This window comes from Streptacidiphilus sp. MAP12-20 (assembly GCF_041262525.1).
GTDB lineage: Bacteria > Actinomycetota > Actinomycetes > Streptomycetales > Streptomycetaceae > Streptacidiphilus.
Window position 1 is genome coordinate 62,348 of the sequence record NZ_JBGCCK010000026.1, and the last position, 22,968, is coordinate 85,315.

Consider the following 22,968-nt stretch of genomic DNA (forward strand, 5'->3'; position numbering starts at 1 on the left):
GTTCTAGGGCGTGCGTGCGCACGCACAGAAAAGCAGAGTTCACCTAAGAAGCTGACGGGCTCCTGGGTCGGGCGCTGAGCGCCCGGCATGCGGGTCAGTGCAGCTCGGGCTTGGTGAGGAAGCGGCGCAGGCGCTGCCAGGTCCAGGTGTTGATCACGTCCTCCGGGCCGAGCCAGGCACGCTGCGCGGTGCCGACGCCGTAGCGGGGGCGGTCGAGTTGGACGGTCGAGTGCGCGTCGCTGTCGATCGAGAAGCGGACGCCCGCCGCACGGGCGCGGCGGACCAGTTCGTCTCCGAGGTCCATTCGCTCGGGCGAGGAGTTGATCTCCATCGCCGTGCCGGTGCGCGCGCAGGCGGCGAAGACGACGTCCCAGTCGACGTCGATCGGCGCGCGGCGGCCGATTCTCCGGGCGGAGGGGTGGCCGATGATGTGGACGTGCGGGTTCTCGCACGCGCGGATCAGACGGCGGGTCTGCGCGGCCCGGTCCGCGCCGAAGTGGGAGTGGACCGAGGCCACGCAGACGTCGAAACCGACCAGGAACTCCGCAGGCCAGTCGACGTCTCCGTCCGGGCCGATGTTGAGCTCGGTGCCGTGCAGCAGTCGCATCCGGCCGTACTGCCCGGCGAGGCCGCGCAGCTTCTCGCGCTGGGCGAGCATCTTCTCGTCGGTCATCCGCTGCATCACCAGGTCCGGCGCGTGGTCGGTGACGGCGTAGTAGAAGTAGCCGCGGGCGCGGGCGGTGGCGAGCATCTCCTCCAGTGAGGCGACGCCGTCGGTGAGGTCGGTGTGGGTGTGCAGGTCGCCGCGCAGCTCGCGTTCGGAGACGAGGACGGGGAGTTCGCCTGCGAGGGCCGCCTCGACCTCGCCGCGGTCCTCGCGGAGCGTCGGCGGGATCCAGGGCAGACCGAGCGCCGCGTAGACCTCCTCCTCCGTGCGCGAGACGATCTTCTCGCCGGAGTCGGCGTCGAAGAGCCCGTACTCGGAGAGTTTCAGTCCCGCCCGGACGGCCATCGTGCGCAGCTTGATGTTGTGCGCCTTGGATCCGGTGAAGTAGACGAGCGCCGCGCCCCATGCGTCCGGCTCGACGACGCGCAGGTCGACCTGGAGACCCTTGCTCGTCCGGATCGAGGTCTTGGTGGGCCCGTGGGCGATGACCTCGGCGACCGTGGTCAGTGCGAGGAACGCGTCCATCAGCGGGCCGGACTCCTCGGCGGCGGCCAGGATATCGACGTCGCCGACGGTTTCCCGCATCCGACGGAGCGACCCGGCCCAGGTGCAGCGCAGGCAGCCGGGCACCTTCGTCAGCGCGGCCACGATCCCCTCCGCGACGGCGGTGGCGGTGCCGAGGTCGGCTCGGGTCGCGGCCTGGGTGAGCAGGTCGAGACCGTGCAGGATGTTCTCCTCGGTGCGGCCGCCGAAGCCCGGCAGATCGTGCAGTCGGCCCGCCTCGGCGGCGGCGCGCAGTTGCGCGACGGTCGAGATCTTCAGGTCCCTGTAGAGGGCCAGGGCCTTCTTCGGGCCGAGGCCCGGAACGCCCGTCATCTCCCGCACGCCCGCCGGGATCTTGGCCCGCAGCGCTTCGAGGGCCGCGAAGGAGCCTGAGGTGCGGTACTCCTCGATCTTCTCGGCGATCGACTTGCCGACCCCGGGGATCGACTGGAGCGCCTTGGCGTCCATCCCGGCGAGGTCGCCGCCGTATCCGCCGATCGCGCGGGCGGCCTTCTCGTAGGAGCGCACCCGGAACGCGTCGCCGCCGGTGATCGTCAGCAGGTCGGCGTACTCCTCGAGGAGCGCCTGGACCTCGTCGTTGAGCCGGGCCATGGGCTCAGCGTAGGTCGGGCTCCGCACCGCTGCGAGCGGTCGGCGGACTCGGCTCGCCGTGCCGGGCCCGCGAGGCGCCGCAGCGCCGGCACAATTCGGCCTGGGGCGGGCTCGGTACGGCGCCGCACTCCGAGCAGAGCCGGTGCAGGCAGGATCGGGGGTGCGTGCGGGCTGCGGGTGCCGCGTCAGCGGGCTGACCTTACCGTTGAAATGTGTCTGAATCAGGCGATACCAGGCGTCCTGCGGGGCGGATGAGTCCGGCCGGAAGCCTGCTCTGGGCGCTGCTGCCGCTCTTCACCATCGGCCTCGGGACTGCGGTCGTCCTCGGCTGGGCCGCCTGGCGGCTGCACGACCGCGTTCTCGCGGTGATCGCGGCGGTCGCGTGCGCGACCACGGTCGTCGCCCTCGTGCTGGCCTCGGCGCCCACCGGCTCGACGCGCAATACCGTCGCGGGCGCGCTGATCGCCGTCGTCCTGGTCGCGGGAGGCCTCGCCGTCACCTTCACCGTGCGGCGCCGGCTCGTCGGCTCGCAGCGGGACCCCGCCGTCGAGGACGCCCTGGCCCGCAGGCGGCGCCGGGCCGAGGCGCAGCGGCTGGCGGAACGCGACCCCGGCCTGGCCAGGGAGCTGCGGATCGGCCGCCCCGACCTGCCGCGCCGGTACGACGACGGCGGGCTCGCCGACGTCAACCACGTCCCGGTGCCGGTGCTGGCGGGACTGCCGGGCGTGACGCCGGACATGGCACAGCGGATCGTCGAGGCGCGCGGGGAGCACGGCGGTTTCAGCTCCGTCGCCGAGCTCGAGGTCTACGCCGACGTCCCCGGCCACCTCGCGGAGGAGCTGAGCGAACGCGTGGTCTTCCTGCGCTGACCGTGCGGCTGACGGTGTCAGCGCGGCGCGCTATACGCTGAGCCCGACAGACCGTTTCGAGGAGGTAGCGCTGGTCCAGTCGGCCGGGGTGAGCGACCTGCAGGTGCTGCGCGCGCTCGAGACCGGCCACCGAGGACTGGACGAGGCGCAGGCCGAACTACGGCTGGTCACGCACGGCGAGAACACGCTGCCCAGGCCCGTCCCGCCGTCCTGGCCGCGACGGCTGCTCGCCCAGCTGCGGGACCCCTTCGCCGCGACGCTCTGCATGCTGGTGCTGGTCACCGCCCTGTCCGGGGCGTTCAGCAGTGCAGCGGTGCTGACGGTCCTGGTCGTCGCCGGGTGCGCGCTGCGCCTCGCCGGTGAGCTGCGGGCCGAGCGGGACACCGAGTCGCTGCGCTCCTACGGGGAGGGAACGGCGACGGTTCTGCGGCGGCGTGACGGCGCCCAGGCGTGGCCGGTCGCCAGGGAGCTGCCGCTCGACCAGTTCGTTCCGGGGGATCTGGTCCGCCTCGCGCCCGGCGACCCGGTGCCGGCCGATCTGCTGCTGCTCCGCGCGGAGGGGCTGACCCTCGACCAGTCCGCGCTGACCGGAGTGAGCGTTCCGGTCGGCAAGCATGCGGCCGGAGCGGGAGCCGGCCAGGGCAGCGCCGCGCGCTCGCCCGAGAACGACCGGCTCTGCCTGCGCGGCAGCACCGTCGCCCAGGGGACCGGGACAGGCGTGGTGCTGGCGACCGGAGCGGACGCCTTTCTGGTCGGGTCCGTGCCTGCGACGCTGCCGACGCCCGCGGCCCCGCCCGCCCCTGCCGCCCCGGCCGCACCGGCCTTCCCGCCGAAGCGACGGACGGCGTTCGACAGCAGCGCCCGCGCCGTCTCCGGCCTGCTGCTGCGGCTGGCGCTGCTCTCCGGCGCGGCCGGCCTGCTCGTCGGCGCCTTCGCCGATGGCCGCACCTGGCAGGTCGTCCCCTACGCCGCGGCGGTCGCGGTCGGACTGACGCCGGAGATGCTGCTGCTCGTCGTGACCGCCGCGCTGGCACGCCAGGCGAGCGTGCTGCGCGGTCGGCACGTCTACGCCAGGCGGCTGACGGCCGTGCACGACCTGGGCGCCGTCGATGTGCTGTGCACCGACAAGACCGGCACGCTCACCCGCGACAGCCTCACCGTCTCTTGTGGCGTCGACCCCCGGGGCGGGAGCGATCCCCAGGTGCTGCACTGGGCCGCCGTCAACAGCCTGATCTGCACCGAGCTCGGTGATCCGCCGGTGATCGACAGCGTCGACGAGGCGCTGCTCGACGCCGCCTGGGACGCCGATCCTGACTTCGCGGAGCAGTGGACCGGCGTCGCCGCCGTGCCCTTCGACCCGAGCCGGCGGATCGCCGTCGCCGTGGTGCGGGCGCGGGCCCGACTGGGCGTACAGACGCTGGTGGTGAAGGGCGCCGTCGAGGACGTGCTCGCCCGCTGCCGTGCCGAGCGGGGCGGCGCGGCGGAACTGACCGACGACCGCCGGGCCGCGATCGTCGCGCTGGCCGAGCGGCACGCGGCGGACGGGTTACGGGTGCTGGCCGTCGCGCTGGCCGAGGAGGAGACGCCCGCGCCGGGCGTCGGCACGCGGGCCGCGCGTCGCCGTCAGCAGGACCCCTACGGGCTGGAGCTGCTCGGACTGGTCACCCTCACCGACGAGCCGGAGGAGTCCGCCGCGTCCGCGCTGGCCGAGCTCGCCGCGCACGGGATCGCGGTCAAGATCGTCACCGGTGACCGGCCGGGCTCGGCGGAGCGCGCCTGCCGCGACGCTGGGTTCGACCCCGGCACGCCGCTGCTCGGCCCCGACACCGAGGCGATGGACGACGCGCAGCTGAGGCGGGCCGTCGAGAGCGCCACCGTCTTCGCCCTCGCCGCGCCCGCCCAGAAGGCACGCATCGTGCGAGCCCTGCGCGCGAACGGGCACACCGTCGGCTTCCTCGGCGACGGACTCAACGACCTGCCCGCCCTCCACGCCGCCGACGTCGGCCTCAGCTCGCCCGGCGCGCTGGACGAAGGGCCGCGCCGCAGTGCCGACCTGGTGCTGGCCGCGCCGGGACTGGGCGCGCTGGGGGAATCGGTGCGGGCGGCGCGCACGGCGGTCGCCAATATCGGTAACTACCTGCGCATCACGCTGGCCTCCAACGTCGGCAACGTGGTCGCCATGCTCGCGGCCGGGGCGATGGTGCCCTTCCTGCCGATGCTGCCGGTGCAGGTGCTCACGCAGAACCTCTGCTTCGACGCCGCGCAGCTCGCCCTGGCCTTCGACCGCCCGCTCGTCGATTCGCCGACCGCGCAGCGGCCGCGTCTTCTGGACCGGCGCACGCTGGCCCGCTTCGCCCTGCTCTTCGGCTGCGTCAACGCGGTTGCCGACCTTGCCACCTTCGTGGTGCTGCGCGCGGTCGTCGGGGACGCGCACGCCCCGCACGCGGAGGAGCTCTTCCACTCCGGCTGGTTCACCGAGAACTTGATCACCCAGGCCGTCACCGTCCAGCTGCTGCGGGTGCTCGGCGGCGCTGGGCTGCGGGTGCGGGCGTCCTGGCCGGTGCGGATCGCCAATCTCGGCCTCGCCGCCGTGGGCCTGCTGCTGCCCGCGACTCCGGTCGGCGCCGCTCTCGGGCTGCGCGTGCTGCCGATCTCGTTCTACGCGCTGCTGGCCGTGGTGCTGGCCGGATACGCGGGCGCGCTGATGCTCGCCCGGGGCTGGAACCGCGCCTGGGAGGGGTCGAGCAGCAGCCTGACCGCGGCCGCCATCACCGGGTCGTCGACCAGGTAGACCTGCCGCCGTCCCTCGCGACGCGAGCGGACCAGGCCGGCCAGCTTCAGCTTGGCCAGGTGCTGGCTCACCGCCGGCATCGACGCCCGCGTCCGCTCGGCCAGCCCGCCGACGTCACTCTCGGCAGCGAGCAGCAGCCACATGATGTGCAGCCGCATCGGCGAGGCCAGCAGCGCGAAGGCGGTGGCAGCCTCGTCGAGCCGGTCCGGCTCGAGAACGGCGGCGCGGGGACGCGAGCTGGACACCCGTGCTTCCATATGTCCCTGCCTCCCCTCGGCCGCTGACGGTGGACAGCAGACTACCGAACGCGGGAGGCCAGGCGTGTGAGGAGCCCACGGTTGGCGCTCACAAGAACACTTGCTAGATTGCGCAACTCTGCAACCGAGCGGATTTGCGATGCGTCCTGACAGTGAAGCACCGCACAGTGGCTGCTGTCGCGCATGTGAAGGGTGGGAAAGATGACCGACGCTTGGGACCGGTCCGAGGAGACCGGCCGGTACGGCGCCGGGGCGGGTACGGCGACGGCCCAGGGCGGCCGGGCGCAGCGCCGCCGCGAGGGCGGCGGATCCGGCAGGTCAGGCGGTCACGGCGGGCATGGCGGGGACAGTGGGCGCGGCGGGCGAAGTGCCGGGCAGCGGCCGGGCGCGGTGTCGGCGTCGGTGCTGATCGGCGTGATGCTGGTCACGGCCCTGCCCGGCAGCGGCGGCGGCCTGCTTTTCACCGCCGGAGTGATGCTGGGCACAGCGGGTGCGGCGCTGCTCTGTTCGCGGCCGGGGGTGTGGTGGGTGGCCACCGGAGCGCCCCCGGTCGTTCTGTTGATGGCGCTGGCCGGGCACGTCGTGTCGGACGGCTCGACCGGCACGGTGGAGCTCGCAAAGCATCTGGTCCAGTGGGTGGCCGGCGCCTTCCCGCTGATGGGCCTGGCGGTGGGGTGCGCCGTGGCGATCGGAGTGGGCCGCCTGGTGGCGGCGAACAAGGCGAAGGGCAACGGACGTGGGTAGCCGCAGGAGCGGATATGTCGGCGGCGGGGTGTCGCGCGCAGTCGTGGTGGGGCGCACCGCCGCGGTGGTCGGTTCCGCCGTGGTGACCGCGGTGGCCGGGGTGACCTGGTACGGCTACCAGCAGTTGACGACCGGGGTGACCCAGTCGGGCGCGCTGTCGGTCTCGCAGAAGAACGGCCCGGCGAAGCTGGACAACTCGGTCAACATCCTGTTGATCGGTCTGGACAGCCGGAAGGGCAACGACGGCTCCGACCTGCCGAGCTGGTTCATCCAGGACCAGTTGCACGCGGGTTCGTCGAGCAACGTCGGCGGCTACAACACCAACAGCCTGATCATGCTGCACATACCCGCCGACTCGGGCGCCAAGGTCGAGGCGGTCTCGGTGCCGCGCGACGACTACGTCATGACGTACAACGGCGACGGCTCCGAGCAGGGCATGCACAAGATCAAGGAGGCCTACGGCCTGGCCAAGGCCGGGGCGATGTCCGGGCTGGAGGCCAAGGGGCTCAAGGGCGCGGCGCTGGAGCAGGCCAGCCGCGACGTCGGCCGGGCGGCGACGCTGACGACGGTGTCGAAGTTCCTGAACGTGCACATCGACCACTTCGCCGAGGTCAACCTGATCGGCTTCTACGACATCGCCAAGGCCATCGGCCCGGTGACCGTGTGCCTGAACCACGCCACCTCCGACCCGGCGATGACCGGCCAGGGATCGGGCGCGAACTTCCACGCGGGCCTGAACGTGCTGCAGACCCCGGCGGAGGCGCTCTCCTTCGTGCGTCAGCGGCACAACCTGACCAACACCGACGGCAACGGCAACGGCGGCGACTTCGCCCGCACCCACCGCCAGCAGGCCTACATCACGTCGGCCGAGGTGCAGTTGAAGAAGAACGGCATGTTCTCCGACCTCGGCAAGCTGCAGGGCCTGCTGAACGTGGTCAAGAAGGACGTCGTCATCGACGACCAGTGGAGCATCCTCGACTTCGCCCAGCAGGCGCCCAATCTGACGGGCGGCAAGGTCACTTTCAACACCCTGCCCATCTCCGGCCTGCCGACTGTGTACATACCCGGCGAGGGGATGCAGTCCGTCAACTCGGTCAGCGTCAGCCAGGTCCAGCGCACGGTGCAGGCGCTCTTCGGTCATGACCCGGCGCCCAAGCCCGCCGCCTCGACCAGTTCCGCGCCTGCGGCTCAGGCGATCGTGGACGTGTTCAACGGCTCCGGAGTCAGCGGGGCCGCCGGGGCCGAGTCCTCCGCGCTGGTCGCCGCCGGCTACACCAAGGGCACGACCGGCAACCACGCCGCCAGCAGCACCACCCGCGTCCTCTACGGTTCGGGCGCGGACGCGGCGGGTGCGCAGATCGCGACGAAGCTCGGCGTCAGCGGCGCGACCGCCAGCAGCGCGGTCGCGGCGGGACACGTCGAGGTGATCCTCGGCGCCGGCTTCACCGCGCCGTCGGCCGGCTCGTCGTCGGGCAGCTCCGGCTCCACCTCCGGCGCCAGCCCTTCCGGCACGCCGCACCTGGTCTTCCAGGGACCCGCCGTCCAGGGCGGCTCCGGCAAGATCCCCTGCGTCGACTGATCTCAGCCGACCGGGTCGCACCGGCCCCAGGCCGGGGCGAGCTCCTTGCGCCGCCAGCTGTGGCGAGGGCGGGGGTCGTCCTCGGCCGGGGGAGTGCCGCGTCCGGGGCCGACCGGACGGGCGGCGGTGCGTCCCCGCGGCGGAACGGCGGGGCCGCGCGCCTCGGGGCCCGGCCGCGGACCGGCGTACCGCAGGGGTGACGGCGCCTGGGCGAGCAGCGCGGTGAGCAGCTCGGCCGTCGCCCTCGCGTCGCCGAGCGCGGTGTGCGCGTCCACGAGCGGGGCGTCGGTCAGGCTGCGGTAGAGGGTGGCGAGGCCGTAGCCGGGGCCCTCCAGCTGGGCGCGGGCCGTGACGAGCGTGCACAGTCCGGGCGGACGCGGCGACAGATCCCGCCCGGCGCGGCGGATCTCGGCCGCCAGGAACGCGTCCTCGAACGCCAGATTGTGCGCCACCACGACCGCGTCCGCCAGCAGCGGTCCGATCTGCGGCAGCACCTCGGCGAAGGTCGGCGCGCCGCGCACGTGCGCCTCGTCCAGGCCGTGGAACTCGGTGGCGTCCATGGGCCGCTGCGGGTCGAGCACGCTGGCGAACTCGGTCAGCACCGTCCCGTCGGCGCGGAAGCGGATCACCCCGATCTCGCAGACGCGGTCGCTGCGCGGGTCGAGACCCGTCGTCTCCAGATCGACGGCGGCGAAGACGAGCTCACCCGGGTCTGCCCCGCGACGGCGGGTCAGGTAACCGGCCTCGAAGAGGGTCAGCGGCACCTGCGCGGGGCGCCGCAGGGCCCGGACCGGCCTGCGGCGCACTCGGCGCAGCGCTTCGAGCATCTGAGCTCCGCGCATCTGCACTCCGCGTGGTCTCCGGCCGCCGGCGAACGATCTTCAAGCAAGATAACCGCTCGGCGGGAGACGCGCCCTCGGACGCTGTCCACTGGGCGGTGACGGGCTTACGCTGGAGGCGTCGACAGGTGTCGACAGGCGATGCTGCGCGGCCCTGCGGAGGCGATCAGCGTGCAATCCCGATTCGCTCCAGACCGGCAGCTCACGGTCCGCATGGTGACCGTCGTATTCCTGCTCGGGCTCCTCTACGTGGTCTTCGCGGCGGTCCTGGTCGCGCTGCTCAAGTCGGCCGTCCTGGTCGTGGTCATCGCCGGGGGAGCGCTGGCCGCGCAGTACTGGTTCTCGGACCGGGTCGCGCTCTTCGCGATGCGGGCCCGCGAGGTGACGGCCGAGGAGGAGCCCCGGCTGCACGGAGCCGTCGACCGGCTCTGCGCCCTGGCCGACATGCCCAAGCCCCGGCTGGCCCTCGCGGACACGGACCTGCCCAACGCCTTCGCCACCGGCCGCAACGCCGACCACGCGGTGCTCTGCGTGACCTCGGGCCTGTTGCGCCGTCTGGACGGTGAGGAGCTGGACGGGGTGCTCGCCCACGAGCTCTCCCACATCGCGCACCGGGACGTCGCGGTGATCACCATCGCCTCGTTCCTCGGCGTGCTGGCCGGGCTCGCGGTCCGCGTCGGCTTCTACTCGGGGCTGATCGGCGGGCGCGGGCGGCGGGACCAGAACACGGCGATGATCGTCGCGGCGGTGGTCGCCGTCTCCGCGGTCGTCTACGCGCTGAGCTTCCTGCTGATCCGGGCCCTGTCGCGCTACCGCGAGCTGGCCGCGGACCGCTCCGCGGCCGAGCTCACCGGCAGGCCGTCGGCGCTGGCCTCGGCGCTGGTCAAGGTCAGTGGAAACGCGGGGCGCATCCCGACCAAGGACCTGCGCACCGCGCAGGCCTTCAACGCCGTCCTCTTCGTCCCGGCCCTGACCAGCGGGTCGGACGGTGGCGCCGAGCCCGGGTCCGGGTCGGCGCTGTCGCGGCTCTTCTCGACCCACCCCAGCCTGCAGTGTCGTCTGGACGCGCTGGCCCAGGTCACTGCGAGGCTGGGGGAGTCAGCCTGATCGGCTGGGATCAGCCGACGGTGAAACCGGTCCCGGTCGTGCTGTCGCCCGCCAGCAGGGTGTAGGCGCCGGGCTCGACGGTCCGGCCGCCGTCGCCGTTGATGTCGCCCTCCGTGTGGGCGAGCAGCGAGAGCGGGACGGTGAGCTGCGCCGTGCCGTGCGCGCCCGCGTCGAGGTGCAGGCGGGCGAAGCCGACCAGCCACTTCGCCGGGGTCAGCACCTGGCTGACCGGCTGCGACACGTAGAGCGGCACGACCACGTCACCGGCCGTGGAACCGGTGTTGGTGACCGGGACGCTCACCTTGAGCGAGCCGTCCGTGCCGACGCTGGTCCGGTCGGGGACCGGCGCGCCGAACTGCCAGCTGGTGTAGGAGAGTCCGGCCCCGAAGGCGAACAGCGGGCTGTAGCCGGAGTCGGCACCGCCGTTGGTGCCGGGGAGCTGGGTGTAGAACTCGGGCTCGTTGCCGATGGCCTTGGGCCAGGAGACCGGCAGCCGTCCGCTCGGGTTCGCCTTGCCGTAGAGCAGGTCGGCCACCGCGTGGCCGCCCTCGGTGCCGGGCAGCCAGGCCATCAGCAGCCCGGCCGTCTTCGCGGCGCTGCCGAGCACCAGCGGACGGTCCGCGACGACCACGACGACGACGGGCTTGCCGGTCGCCTGGAGCGCGGCGACCTCCGCCTGCTGGTCCGCCGCGAGGGACGGGTTGGGCTGGTCGTTCGGGCCCTCGGCGCCCGGGGTGTTGCCGACCACGACCACGGCCGCGTCGGCGTTCTGCAGATCGGCGGCGGCCGCGGTGCCGTCGGCCTGGTAGTCGATGCTGGTTCCGGCCGGAGCGCCCTCGCGCAGCCCGGCGAGCACGGTGGTGCCGCCGACGTTCGTGCCCTTCGGCACGCCCTGCCAGCCGATGGTCCAGCCGCCCATCTGGTTGTTGATGTTGTCCGCGTTGGGGCCGGTCACGACGATCTTGTGAACGCCGGAGCCGAAGGGCAGCACGCCGCCCTGGTTGCGCAGCAGCACCGAGGACTCGGTCGCGGCCTGCTTGGCCAGGCCCAGGTCGGCGCCGTTGACGATGCCGTCGGCCTTGGACGCGTCGACGTAGGGGTGCTCGAACAGGCCGAGCTTGAACTTCATGGTGAGGATGCGCGAGACGGCCTGGTCGATGCGCTGCTGCGAGATCAGCCCGCGCTGCACGGCGGTGAGGGCGGACGCCGTGAAGTCGGCTGCGTTGGTGGGCTCCATCGCCATGTCCACACCGGCGTTGACCGCCTTGGCGATGGCCTCGGGGTAGTCGGCGGCGATGTGGTAGGCGGTCTGCAGGTTGCGGACGTCGCTCCAGTCGCTGACCACGACGCCGTCGAAGTGGTACTGGTCGCGCAGCACACTGGTGAGCAGGTAGTGCGAGCCGGTGACCGGCACGCCGTTGACCGCGCCGGAGTCGGCCATGACGCTGAGCGCGCCCGCGCCGATCGCCTGCTTGTAGGCGGGCAGGATGGTGTCCTGGAGGTAGCGGGCCGAGTAGTCGGCGGGCACGCGGTCGTGGCCGTTGAGCGGCTGCGAGTAGCCGGCGAAGTGCTTGACCGTGGCGGCGATCCTGGTGCCGCTGGAGGAGTCCTGGATTCCGCCGACCGCGGCGGCGGCCATCGTGCCGGTGAGCAGCGGGTCCTCGGAGAAGGCCTCGTAGTAGCGGCCCCAGCGCTGGTCCCTGGCGATCTCGGCGACGGGCCCGAACGCCCAGTTGATGCCGGTCGCCGCCACCGCGCGCTGGGTGGACTGCGCCACGCTGCGCTCCAGCGCCGCGTCCCAGGTCGCGCCCATGCCGATCTGTTGCGGGAACATCGTCGCGCCGAGCACGTTGTTGTGGCCGTGGACGGCGTCGATGCCGTAGAGGATCGGGATGTGCAGCCGCGAGTTGGTGATCGCGTAGTTCTGGACCGCGTTGGTCAGATCCGCCCAGTCCTTGGCGGTGTTGACGGCGGGCGGCATGCCGCCGCCGGAGAGGATCGAGCCGGCCGCGTTGTCGACCAGAACGCTGTGCAGGCACGCCTGGTTGAGCGCGCCGCCGGACCAGTTGCAGGTGCCCTGGACGGTGACCAGCGCCTCCTGGTCCATCTGGCCGATCTTCTCCCGCAGCGTCATGCGGTGCAGCAGGTCGGCGACGCGATCGGAGACCGAGGCGTGGGCGTCGAGGTAGAGCGGGGTGCGTGGGGCGGCGGGGGCGGAGCCGGCGGAGAGTCCGGTCACGGTCCCGCCGATGAGGACGAGGCCGGTGAGTGTGGCGAGGCGACGGTGTATTCGGCGCACGAAAGCATCCAATCCGTGTGCAGGAGCTGGGTGGGCGTCACATCACGAACTGGAAGGTGAGTTAACCGTGGGTGGGGGAGTGCGTCAATGTAGTGAACAGAGAGCGCTCTCTACCGTCATAGCTGTGGCTGTCCTGAGCTGCGGGTATGAAACCGTGTCAATTTCTTGAACGCAGCGGCGGGGTCAGCAGTGGGGTCAGCAGTGGGGTTAGCAGCGGAGTCAGAGTGCCCGCGTCAGGAAGGCGCTGTGCGGGTCGGGCCGGTAGTCGCCGAAGGGCGCGCAGGGCTCGAATCCGAACTTGGCGTAGAGGCTCCTGGCCGGCTGGAAGAACTCCGTCGAGCCGGTCTCCAGGCTGAGGCGGGTGAAGCCCATCGCGCGGGCCTCGTCGATGATGTGGCCCAGCAGGAACGAGGCGATCCCGCTCCGCTTGCGGGTGGTGTCGGTGCGCATCGACTTCAGCTCCGCGTGCTCGGCGTCCAGTCGCTTGACCGCGCCGCAGCCGACCAGCGCGTCACCGTCGTAGACGGACCAGAAGGTGACCTCGGGCCGGCGCAGGCCGTCCAGGTCGAGGGCGTGCGTGCTCTCCGGCGGGGAGATGGATCGCAGTTGCTCGACGTGCGCCTCCAGGAAGGCGGCGATGTCCGAGCCGGTCAAGTCGTCGATCACGATCTTCACGTGCTGTGCCTCGCCTCTCCTGCGGATGAACACATGATGACATGGAGGTTGACGTGTCTCAGGTGGTGGGACCGCACGTTGACACTGTCCGTGCCCGCAGGTTGACTGCACGTGTCGTCGCCACACCAGGGGCACAGGGCCCCGTCGGGACTTGCGACGCGAAGGACGCTCTCCCTTTGCAGACAGCGACCAAAACCTTATTCCGAGTCAGGCCCTACACGCCGCACTGCGAGTTGATCCAGGCGGACGGCGACCACGCCGTCATCGGCGTCTCCCCGGGCAACAGCTACTTCTCGGCCCAGCGGCTGATCGACCTCGCTCGCTGGGGCGCCGAGAACTTCCGCCAGGTGGACCTCGTCTACACCGACCTCTACGTGGCGGAGATGTACGAGGCGCTCGGCTACACCGTCGACGACGCGCGACGCAAGGCGATCAAGAACCTGCGCGGCGTCCGTGCCAAGGTCAACAACGCCGTGGAGGCCGTCGACTTCGGCAGCGGGAGGATCAACTCCCATGCCATGTCGGACTTCCAGGCCAGCCCGTCCTACCAGCAGCTGCACCGGCACATCAGCACCCTGCTCGACAGCGACCCCGAGTTCCGCGAGGTCATCGAGTCGCTGGTCGGCTCGTTCCTGACCTCCAAGGTGCTGGACGGGCGCGAGGCCACCGAGGAGCAGCGCGCGGTGTGTCTGCGCTACATCTGCGCCGAGGCGCCGCTCTTCCTGGACACCCCGGCCATCCTCGGGGTGCCCTCCTCGCTCAACTGCTACCACCAGCTGCTGCCGCTGGCCGAACTCCTCTACTCCCGCGGCTCCGGCCTGCGGGCCTCACGCAACCAGGGCCACGCGATCGTCACGCCCGCCGAAGGAGACTCCGATGTCCGTTGACACCGCCACGCCCGTCGGCGTGCCCGCGTTCCCCTTCTCCTGGCGGGGCGACCGACTGCCGGACGAGATCGAGGAGTTGCGCAAGGAGCCGGTCAAGCGGGTGCGCACCATCGCCGGTGACGAGGCCTGGCTGGTCTCCTCGCACGCGCTGTGCCGGCAGGTTCTGGAGGACCGGCGGTTCAGCCTCAAGGACACCTCCGCGCCGGGCGTGCCCCGGCAGTACGCGCTGACGATCCCGCCCGAGGTCGTCAACAACATGGGCAACATCACCGGCGTGGGCCTGCGCAAGGCGGTGCTCAAGGCCATCAACCCGAAGGCGGAGGGCCTGATCGACTGGATGACCGACTACGCCGCCGAGCTGGTCGACGGGTTGCTCGCCCAGGGCGCGCCGGTGGACCTGCGTGGGCAGTTCGCCAACCCGTACTCGGAGGCGCTGCACTGCCGGATTCTCGGCATCCCGCTGGAGGACGCGCCGAAGCTGGCCGCCAGCCTGGACATCGCCTTCATGAACTCGGCCTGCCCGATCGCCGGTGCCAAGCTCAACTGGGACCGCGACATGGCCTATATGACGGAGCGTCTGGACGACCCCGCGACGACGGGGCTGATGGCCGAGATCGCGGCGCTGCGGCTCGACCCGGACTACGCCCACCTGACGGACGAGATGCTCGCGACCGTGGGCGTGACGATGTTCGGCGCGGGAGTGATCTCCACGTCCGGGTTCCTCGCCATGGCCTGCGTGACGCTGCTCCAGCACCCGGAGGTCTGGGCGGAGCTGCGGGCTGACCCGTCGAAGATCCCGGGGGCCGTCGACGAGCTGCTGCGCGTCAACCTCTCCATCGGCGACGGGCTGCCGCGGCTCGCACTGGAGGACGTCCAGCTCGGCGACGTGCTGGTGCGCCGGGGAGAGCTGGTCCTGGTCCTGGTCGAGGGTGCCAACTTCGACCCGGAGGCCTTCGCCGACCCGGACGTCGTGGACGTCACCCGGGCCAACGCGGGCGACCACCTCTCCTTCGGCGGCGGACAGCACTACTGCCCGGCGACGGCCCTCGGCAAGAAGCACGCCGAGATCGCGGTGGCCACCCTGCTGGAGCGCATGCCGAAGCTGCGGCTGGCGGTGCCGGTCGAGCAGTTGGTCTGGCGGACCGGCTTCATGAAGCGGATGCCGGAGCGCCTGCCCGTCATGTGGTGAGTGGGGCGGCAGCCGCCGGACCGGGCTGACGGCTGGACCGCCTGATCGGCGGTTCAGCTGCCGGTGTCGTCCAGGCGGAAGCCGACCTTGAGACCGACCTGGAACTGCTTGACCTCGCCGTCGGAGATGCTGCCCCTGACCTGCGTCACCTCGAACCAGTCGAGGCCGTGCAGGGTCTGGGACGCGCGGCTGAGGGCGCTGCGGATCGCGGCGTCGACGCCTTCGGTGGAGGTGCCGACGATCTCGGTGACGCGGTAGGTGGTGTGGTCGCTCATTACTGCCTCCGGCAGAGTCGGTTCCTTCCACCTTCGCGCACCGTCCGACGACCCGCCACGCGACCCGCTCACCCGGACGGTCGCCGCCGGGCGGCGTGGCCGCAAGGCCGCGCATAGCCTCGTGACGTGGCCGAACGGCCCTTGGGCCGGAGGAGGAGCAGAGATGTCCCGCAGCAGATCTTTTGCCGTCCTGCTGGGCGGAGCGGTGCTCGTCGTGGCACTGGCCGGTTGCTCCGACCCGCCGCAGGGCACCGTCAGCGCGACGAACGGCAGGATCGTGGAGACCGTCTCCAACCCGCCGGACAAGTCCTGTCACGTCTTCGTTCTGAACGGCGTGAACTCGGTCCTGGACAACACGCTGGCTGACATGCGGCTCTACTTTGCGCCTGACTGCACCGGCAGGAACGACTACCTGTCCACGCACACCTCGGTGGGCGACGGCGGACGGAGGCTCCCGACCTACCGGAGCTACTCCTTCGTCGGGCAGTAGGCGGGGCAGCGGCTCGCGAGCGGACGTACGAACTCGGCGGGGACTGGCACGGTGCATCCACCGTGCCGGTCCCCGCCCTGTTGCGGTAGTGCGTCGCCCGGCTCAGTCCATCGCGTTCGCCGTGACGTCGCTCGGGTTGTTGAGGTTGCCGGTCAGCGGCAGGTTGCGCGAGCTGTCTCCGACCAGGATCTGGTAGGAGCCCGCCGACGCTGTCCAGTTACTGGAGGCGGTGTCCCAGTGCGCGAGGTCGTGCGCCGTCAACGTGAACGTGACCGTGCCCGACGCTCCGGGGTTCAGCGTGATCCGCTGGAAGCCCTTGAGCTGGTGCGGCGGCTCGCCGGCCGAGGCCGGATCGCCGACGTACAGCTGGGCCACCTCGGTACCGGCCCGGCTCCCGGTGTTGGTGACGGTGGCCGTCACCGTCGCCTGCCCGTTGTTCAGCGCCCCGATTTGCAGGTTGCCGAACGAGAAGGTGGTGTAGGACAGGCCGAACCCGAACGGGAACAGCGGAGTGACGTTGTTCGCGTCGTACCACCGGTACCCGATGTCGAGCCCCTCGGAGTACTGCACGGTGCCGTTGACGCCGGGCCACTGCGCGGCCGTGTTCGCCGGCACCTGCGACAGCGAGGCCGGGAAGGTGACCGGCAGGTGCCCCGAGGGGTTCACGTCGCCGAACAGCAGCGCCGCGACGGCCTGACCGTACTCCTGACCCTGGTAGAAGCCCTCGAACACGCCCGCGACCTGGTTCAGCCACGGCATCATGATCGCCGAGTTGTCGCTGAGCACGACGATCGTGTTCGGGTTGGCCGCGGCGACCGCCGAGATCAGCGCATCCTGGTTGTTCGGCAGGTTGAGCGTGGTGTTGTCGGACTCCTCGTGCCCGTAGTTGTCGGAGGCGAAGACGATCGCCACGGTCGAGGACTTCGCGAGCGCGACCGCGGAGGCCTGGTTCGTGCCGTCGTCGTAGCCGACCGTCACGTTCGTCCCCGCGGTGCGCTGCTGCAGGCTGTACAGCGGGTTGTAGGTACCGGTGCTGGTCGCGCTCCCGCTGCCGCCGCCTCCGGTGATCGCGCCGGCGCCGGCCTGGGTGCCGATGACCGCGAGGGACTCGCCGCCGTTCGGGTTGAGCGGCAGCACGCCGTTGTTCTTCAGCAGCACCGTGCCTTCCTCGTCGCCCCGGAGCGCGACCGCGCGGTGCGCGGGCGTGGCGACGATCGTGGTGGTGGAGCCGCTCGGCGCCTTGTCGAACATGCCGAAGCGGAACATCTGGGTCAGCACCCGGGACACCATCGTGTCGAACGTGGCCTGGGTCACCTGGCCCGCCGCGACCGCCTGCTCGAGTGACGTGGCGAAGAACCCGCCGAAGGGCATCTCGACCGTCTCCCCGGCATTGGCCGACGGCACGGTGGAGTGAATGCCGCCCCAGTCCGAGGTGATGAAACCCTGGAATCCGGCCTGCTGGTACATCGGGACGTTCTCGATGGACGGGTTCTGGCAGGAGTAGTTGCCGTTCACCATGCTGTACCCGCACATGAGCGCCGCCGCGCCGCCCTTCTCGATGGCGGTCTGGAAGCCGGGCAGGTACATCTCCTGCAGCGTGCGCGTGTCGATGATCTCGTTGCCCGGTGCGGACGGCTGCTCGATGTTGTACGCGGCCGCGTGTTTGACCTCGGCCATCACGCCTTGGCTCTGCATGCCCTGAACGTCCGCGCTCACGATCTCGCCGGTCAGGTACGGGTCCTCGCCGAAGGTCTCGTAGGACCGGCCCCAGCGCGGGTCGCGCACCATGTTGATGGTCGGGCCGAGCGAGACGTTCACGCCCTTGCCGGCGAACTCCTGGCCGACCGCGACGCCGAAGTCGTGCACGTAGCTCGGGTCGAAGGTGGCCGCGGACACCTCACCGTCGGGAAACTGGGTGACGCCGCCGAGCCCGTCGCCCACACCGCTCGGCCCGTCCTCGAGGTTGACGCTCGGGATGCACAGCGAGGGCTGGCCGGCGATCTGCCCGATATAGACCTTCGAGCCGTCACCGTAGAGCATCGCGTCCTTCTGGTCCTGCGTCATCGCGCCCATGAGCTGGGCGACGCGGGTCGAGACGGCCACGTTCGGCTCGTTGATCCAGGGGCAGTTGCCCGGCGCGGGCTGCGGCGGGGGCGGTGGGATGGTGACGGTCTGGTTGCCGACCGTGTAGACGGAGAACTCCCAGAGCGAATACCCGTATCCCGTCCCGCGTGCGGTGCCGTATATGCGGATGTACCGCCCGGTGCCGGTGACGTTCAGGGTCTGGGTGCCCCCGGTACCGGTGGTGGTGGAGTAGATCGAGGTCCAGTTCGTGTTGTCGGGGGAGACCTGGATCTGGAAAGCCGAGGCGTACGCGTTCTCCCACTGGAGCACCACCTGGCAGATCGGCAGGCTCCCGCCGAGGTCGACGTCGATCCACTGCGGGTCGACCGCAGGCACGCTCGACCAGCGGGTCAGCGTGCTGCCGTCGGTGGCGTAGAAGGGGTCGTAGGCGGGATTGCTGTCCTGGATCGAGGAGGCGGTGGCCGGGTGTCCCAGGGCCGCGTTGGCGGTGCCGCAGGTACCCCCGCCTCCCCCGCCGCCTCCGCCGTTGCCGCCGGTGAAGACCTGGAACTCCCACAGGGAGTACCCGTAGCCCGTGGCGCGTGCGGTGCCGTACATGCGGATGTACCGCCCGGTGCCTGAGACGTTCAGCGTCTGGACCCCGCCGGTGCCGGTGGTCGTCGAGTAGATCGAGGTCCAGTTCGTGTTGTCGGTCGAGGTCTGGATCTGGAAGGCGGTGGCGTAGGCGGTCTCCCAGTTGAGGACGACCTGGCAGACCGTCAGCGTGGAGCCCAGGTCGACCTCGAGCCACTGCGGGTCGCTGTACGCGCTGGACCAGCGGGTGCCGGTATTGCCGTCGACGGCGGCCGCCGCCGGAGTTCCGACGTTCTCGGTGGACGACGCGGTCGCGGGCTGGTTCAGCGCGGCGTTCTGCGTGCCGCAGGTCGCGCCACCGCCCGCGCCGGCGGTGCCGAAGACCTGGAACTCCCACAGGGAGTAGCCGTAGCCGGTGGCGCGGGCCGTCCCGTACATGCGGACGTAACGGCCGGTGCCGGTGACGTTGAGCGTCTGGTTGCCGCCGGTGCCGGTGGTGGTGGAGTAGATCGTGGTCCAGGTGCTGGCGTCGTCGGAGGTCTGGATCTGGAAAGCCGTCGCGTAGGCCGTCTCCCAGTTGAGCACGACCTGGCTGATCGACGCGGTGGCGCCGAGGTCGACCTGGAGCCACTGCGGGTCAACCGCAGGCACGCTCGACCAGCGGGTGCCGGTATTGCCGTCCACCGCCGCTGAGGCGGGGAAGGCGGTGCTCTCGATGGAGGACGCGCTGGCCGGGCGGCCCTGCGACAGCAGGGTCGCCGCGGCGTGCGCGGAGGTCGCCGTCCCGGAGAGGATGGCAGCGAGCAGGGCGAGAACGGCGATGGCCGCCGTCCAGAGGGGTCTGACGGTGCGTCGGGGGTGCAGGGCGCGCGAAGGTGGGCGTGCGTTCACGACACTCCTTGGTCGGATGAGGTGCCGGGTGGGATGGGTTGCGCGCCGCGGCTACCAGCCGACGGCGACCTCGAGCCACTGCGGGTCGCTGTGCGAGATGTACGAGGACTGGCCGGCGTAGTCGTCGTAGGGGAAGCCGTAGGCCAGGTTGTTGATCGCGTGGTCGTGCCAGAACTTGGCGTAGTAGTTGGCCGGCGCGGCCAGGTAGTACTGGCTCGGGTCGGACCACTGCGCCTGCGGCAGCGTGGCGACGTGCCGGTTCAGCGCCGCGCACTCACCCGGCTGGCTCGCCAGCACGCCCGCGCAGCCGAAGACGTCCGAGGTGGGAGCGGAGACACCGACCGAATTCGCGTAGGCGGTGAAGTAGTTGGCATTGACGCCGCCCGTCTGGAAGCTCGGGTCGCTGCCGGGGGCGATGATCCGGTACGGCGCCTGGGTCTGCGCCAGCACCTTGAACTCCTGCGGCACGGCGTTCACGAAGTCCTGGAAGAACGTGGTCCGGTCCTCGGTGAAGACCTGCTGCGTCTCACCGACCTGGACGTCGTAGCCGTCCTTGGAGTGCAGCCGCATCGCGATCGGCAGGCCGAAGGCGTCGACGCGGGTGGTGTTGCCGTTGAAGACGTTCGCGCCCACGGTGAACTCGATGAAGTCGAAGTACTTGCTGGTGGGCGAGCCGAGGTAGAAGTACATCCGCCCGGCCGAGTTGGCGGGCATGTCGAGGTAGGGCTGGTCGGCGATCGAGTGGGTCTGGCCGTTGAAGCTCCAGTAGACCTGGCTGTCCGGGTACTGGCCGTTGGTCCGGTTGAGGATCTTCACCTCGACCACGTTCTGCGCGGCCGGGATGGTGCTGGTGTCGCCCCAGAAGGGGTCGGAGCCGCCGCCACCGCCGCTGGAGGTGGTGAAGACCTGGAGCTCCCAGAGCGAGTAACCGTAGGCGGTGGCGCGGGCGGTGCCGTACATGCGCAGGTAGCGGCCGGTGCCGGTGAGGTTCAGCGTCTCGGTGCCGCCGCTGCCGGTGGTGGTGCTGTAGACGGTGGTCCAGGTGGTGGCGTCGTTCGAGACCTGGATCTGGTAGCCCTTGGCGTAGGCGGCCTCCCACTGCAGGACGACCTGACAGACCGTCTGGCTGCTGCCGAGGTCGACCTGGAGCCACTGCGGGTCGCTGAAGGCGCTGGACCAGCGGGTTCCGCTGTTGCCGTCGAAGGCGGCGGACGCGGGGAAGGTGGCGTTCTCGGTGGAGGAGGCGGTAGCGGGCCGGTTGAGCGCGGCGTTCGTCGTGCCGCAGGTGTTCGTGGTGAGTGAGCCGTAGACCTGGAACTCCCAGAGGGAGTAGCCGTACTGGGTGGCGCGGGCGGTGCCGTACATGCGGACGTAGCGTCCGCTGCCGGTGACGTTGAGGGTCTGGGTGCCGCCCGTGCCGGTGGTGGTGGAGTAGATCGTGGTCCAGGTGGTGGCGTCGGTGGAGGTCTGGATCTGGAAGGCCGTGGCGTAGGCGGTCTCCCACTGCAGGACGACCTGGCTGATCGTCGCGTTCGCGCCGAGGTCGACCTGGAGCCACTGCGGGTCGCTGAAGGCGCTCGACCAGCGGGTGGTGGTGTTGCCGTCGACGGCGGCGGACGCGGGCGTGCCCGCGTTCTCGATGGAGGAGGCGGTGGCCGGGCGGCCCTGCGAGAGCAGCGTCCCCGCCGCGCGGGCGGGGGACTGCGCGAGCGCGAGCAGCAGGCTCGCGAACAGCGCGACGACGGCGAGCAGGGTCAGGCCGGCGGGCGGCTTACGGAGAGCGGTGTGACGTTTCCCTGGCATTTGGCGGCTCCTGGGTGCGCGCGGGGTGGCGGCGAGGGGCGTGAGAGCGCTCTCACGCCAGGAGTGTTTCTAGGAGCAGGCACAGAACATGTCAAGGCCTGCAGCACGGATGTGTTGGAATTCTGTGAGGAGTGCGTGTGCGAGAGCGCTCTATCTCATGCCACCGCGTCCAGCCGAGGGACCGCCTCCAGTAGGGCTTTGGTGTAAGGATGCTGAGGCTCAGTCAGTTCTCTTGCGGGCAATGTCTCCACAACCTCACCGCCGCGCATCACCGCGACCCGGTCGCTCACGGATCGCACCACCGCCAGGTCGTGCGCGATGAAGACCAGCGTCAGCTCGAACTCCTCGCGCAGCTCGCGCAGTAGCGCGACCACCTGCGCCTGGGTGGTGACGTCCAGGGCGGATACCGGCTCGTCGCAGACGATCAGCTTCGGACGCAGGATCAACGCCCGTGCGATGGCTGCCCGTTGCCGCTGCCCACCGGAGAGCTCGTGCGGATGGCGGTCGGCGTGCGCCGCGTCCAGGCCGACGCGTTCCAGCAGGGCGACGGACTCCGCGCGCAGCTGGTCGGCGTCGCGGACGCCCTGGACCCGCAGCGGCTCGGCGATCGAGTCGCCGATCCGACGGCGCGGGTTGAGCGAGGAGCCGGGGTCCTGGAAGACCATCTGCAGGTCACGCCGGCGCTCGCGCAGCAAGCGTCCGTGCCAGGACGCGAGGTCCGCGCCCTCGAAGCGAACGCGGCCTGCGGTTGGGTCCTGAAGCCGGACGAGCGTGCGTCCGAGTGTCGACTTCCCGCTGCCGCTCTCGCCCACCACGCCCAGCGTCTCGCCCCGACGCACCGTCAGATCGACTCCGCGCAGCGCCTGCACCGTGCCGAAGTCCACGCGCAGCCCCTCGACCTGAATCAGCGCGTCGTCGTTCGCGGGCGGCTGCGGCCGCTCCGGCAGCGGTGCGTCGAGGCGGGGAACGGCGTCGAGCAGACGGCGGGTGTAGGCGTGCGTGGGGCGGCTGAGCAGCGAGCCGGCCGGGCCCTGCTCCACCGGCCGGCCCCGGCTGAGCACGATCACCTCGTCCGCCAGCCCGGCCACCACCCCCACGTCGTGGCTGATCAGCACCAGCGCCATGCCGGTCTCCTCACGCAGCTCGGCGAGCAGCCGCAGGATCTGGGCCTGGACGGTGACGTCCAGCGCGGTCGTCGGCTCGTCCGCGACCAGGACGCGCGGGCGCAGGGCCAGGGCCATGGCGATCAGCACGCGCTGCCGCATCCCGCCGGAGAACTGGTGCGGGTAGTCCCGCGCACGCAGCGCGGGATCGATGCCGACCCGGTCCAGCGCCTCGGCCGTGCGCCTCTGGGCCTGGGCGCGGCTCGCGCCCGTGTGCAGGCGGTAGGCGGCGGCGATCTGCGCGCCGACGCGGCGGTAGGGGTCGAGGCTGGTCAGCGGGTCCTGGAAGACCATCGCCAGCTCGGTCCCGCGGAGGGTGCGCAGTTCCGTGTCGCTCGCGGCGACCAGATCGACGTCAGGCACTCCCGGCCGGTGCAGGGTCACCGCGCCCTCGACGGTGGCGCCGGTTCCCCGGTGCAGGCCGAGCAGGGCGAGGGCGGCGGCGGACTTGCCGGACCCCGATTCACCGACCAGGCCCAGCACCTGGCCGGGTGCCAGATCGAAGGAGAGTCCGTCGAGGGCGGCCACGGGCCCGGCCGGGCCGGGATAGCCGACGCGCAGGTCCCTGACCCGCAGAACGAGGTCGCTGACGGGATCGGTGACAGGATCGGTGACGGTGGAGGCGTTCAT

At 71.2% G+C, this 22,968-nt stretch carries 16 protein-coding genes and 1 pseudogene; 8 read left to right on the top strand and 9 right to left on the bottom strand.

Annotated elements, in window-relative coordinates; genetic code table 11:
- Window positions 1-94: 94 nt before the first annotated feature.
- Window positions 95-1,822 (bottom strand): DNA polymerase/3'-5' exonuclease PolX, encoded by a 1,728-nt coding sequence (gene polX / locus ABIA32_RS28430; RefSeq protein WP_370101453.1) that lies wholly within the window; start codon window positions 1,820-1,822, stop codon window positions 95-97.
- Window positions 1,823-2,073: 251 nt separating this feature from the next.
- On the opposite strand from polX, the gene ABIA32_RS28435 reads away from it, so the two are divergent.
- A complete protein-coding gene (locus ABIA32_RS28435) occupies window positions 2,074-2,691 on the top strand; it encodes a ComEA family DNA-binding protein (protein ID WP_370101456.1) in 618 nt (205 codons plus the stop codon).
- A gap of 103 nt (window positions 2,692-2,794) precedes the next feature.
- A pseudogene (locus ABIA32_RS28440) lies at window positions 2,795-5,320 on the top strand (HAD-IC family P-type ATPase); the annotation flags it as partial.
- Between the two features lie 29 nt (window positions 5,321-5,349).
- On the opposite strand, the gene ABIA32_RS28445 reads toward ABIA32_RS28440, so the two are convergent.
- A complete protein-coding gene (locus tag ABIA32_RS28445) occupies window positions 5,350-5,739 on the bottom strand; it encodes an ArsR/SmtB family transcription factor (protein ID WP_370101458.1) in 390 nt (129 codons plus the stop codon).
- Between the two features lie 201 nt (window positions 5,740-5,940).
- On the opposite strand from ABIA32_RS28445, the gene ABIA32_RS28450 reads away from it, so the two are divergent.
- The gene (locus tag ABIA32_RS28450; RefSeq protein WP_370101461.1) at window positions 5,941-6,483 is read left to right on the top strand and encodes a DUF6542 domain-containing protein; all 543 of its coding nucleotides are present in this window, start codon (window positions 5,941-5,943) and stop codon (window positions 6,481-6,483) included.
- Window positions 6,476-8,062: an LCP family protein gene (locus ABIA32_RS28455; protein WP_370101464.1), complete on the top strand. Its 1,587-nt coding sequence runs from the start codon at window positions 6,476-6,478 to the stop codon at window positions 8,060-8,062. Before ABIA32_RS28450 ends, ABIA32_RS28455 begins: the two co-directional genes overlap by 8 nt.
- 2 nt (window positions 8,063-8,064) lie before the next feature.
- Here ABIA32_RS28455 and ABIA32_RS28460 read toward each other — a convergent pair whose 3' ends face one another.
- Window positions 8,065-8,904 (bottom strand): exonuclease domain-containing protein, encoded by an 840-nt coding sequence (locus tag ABIA32_RS28460; RefSeq protein WP_370101467.1) that lies wholly within the window; start codon window positions 8,902-8,904, stop codon window positions 8,065-8,067.
- Between the two features lie 168 nt (window positions 8,905-9,072).
- Between ABIA32_RS28460 and htpX the strand changes: the two genes are divergently transcribed.
- A complete protein-coding gene (gene htpX, locus ABIA32_RS28465; protein ID WP_370101470.1) occupies window positions 9,073-10,008 on the top strand; it encodes a zinc metalloprotease HtpX in 936 nt (311 codons plus the stop codon).
- A gap of 10 nt (window positions 10,009-10,018) precedes the next feature.
- On the opposite strand, the gene ABIA32_RS28470 is transcribed toward htpX, so the two are convergent.
- Together ABIA32_RS28470 and ABIA32_RS28475 are read right to left on the bottom strand one after the other, a co-directional pair.
- A complete protein-coding gene (locus ABIA32_RS28470; RefSeq protein ID WP_370101473.1) occupies window positions 10,019-12,307 on the bottom strand; it encodes a glycoside hydrolase family 3 N-terminal domain-containing protein in 2,289 nt (762 codons plus the stop codon).
- Window positions 12,308-12,526: 219 nt separating this feature from the next.
- On the bottom strand, window positions 12,527-12,982 hold the full coding sequence (locus ABIA32_RS28475; protein ID WP_370101476.1) for a GNAT family N-acetyltransferase: 456 nt from the start codon (window positions 12,980-12,982) through the stop codon (window positions 12,527-12,529).
- Between the two features lie 176 nt (window positions 12,983-13,158).
- Here ABIA32_RS28475 and ABIA32_RS28480 point away from each other — a divergent pair, with 176 nt between their 5' ends.
- Both ABIA32_RS28480 and ABIA32_RS28485 read left to right on the top strand, forming a co-directional pair.
- Window positions 13,159-13,869: a tRNA-dependent cyclodipeptide synthase gene (locus ABIA32_RS28480; protein WP_370101479.1), complete on the top strand. Its 711-nt coding sequence runs from the start codon at window positions 13,159-13,161 to the stop codon at window positions 13,867-13,869.
- A complete protein-coding gene (locus tag ABIA32_RS28485) occupies window positions 13,859-15,058 on the top strand; it encodes a cytochrome P450 (RefSeq protein WP_370101482.1) in 1,200 nt (399 codons plus the stop codon). The genes ABIA32_RS28480 and ABIA32_RS28485 overlap by 11 nt, the downstream gene beginning before the upstream one ends.
- A gap of 53 nt (window positions 15,059-15,111) precedes the next feature.
- Here the strand turns inward: ABIA32_RS28485 and ABIA32_RS28490 are convergent, their stop codons facing one another.
- Window positions 15,112-15,333, bottom strand: a complete 222-nt coding sequence (locus ABIA32_RS28490; protein WP_370101485.1) for a dodecin — start codon at window positions 15,331-15,333, stop codon at window positions 15,112-15,114.
- Window positions 15,334-15,496: 163 nt separating this feature from the next.
- Between ABIA32_RS28490 and ABIA32_RS28495 the strand changes: the two genes are divergently transcribed.
- Window positions 15,497-15,823, top strand: a complete 327-nt coding sequence (locus ABIA32_RS28495; RefSeq protein ID WP_370101488.1) for a hypothetical protein — start codon at window positions 15,497-15,499, stop codon at window positions 15,821-15,823.
- Between the two features lie 102 nt (window positions 15,824-15,925).
- On the opposite strand, the gene ABIA32_RS28500 is transcribed toward ABIA32_RS28495, so the two are convergent.
- From ABIA32_RS28500 to ABIA32_RS28510, 3 genes are all read right to left on the bottom strand, one after another.
- The gene (locus ABIA32_RS28500) at window positions 15,926-19,372 is read right to left on the bottom strand and encodes a discoidin domain-containing protein (protein ID WP_370101490.1); all 3,447 of its coding nucleotides are present in this window, start codon (window positions 19,370-19,372) and stop codon (window positions 15,926-15,928) included.
- Between the two features lie 51 nt (window positions 19,373-19,423).
- Entirely contained in the window at window positions 19,424-21,175 is a 1,752-nt protein-coding gene (locus tag ABIA32_RS28505) for a discoidin domain-containing protein (protein WP_370101493.1), read from the bottom strand.
- A gap of 155 nt (window positions 21,176-21,330) precedes the next feature.
- The gene (locus ABIA32_RS28510; protein ID WP_370101496.1) at window positions 21,331-22,968 is read right to left on the bottom strand and encodes a dipeptide ABC transporter ATP-binding protein; all 1,638 of its coding nucleotides are present in this window, start codon (window positions 22,966-22,968) and stop codon (window positions 21,331-21,333) included.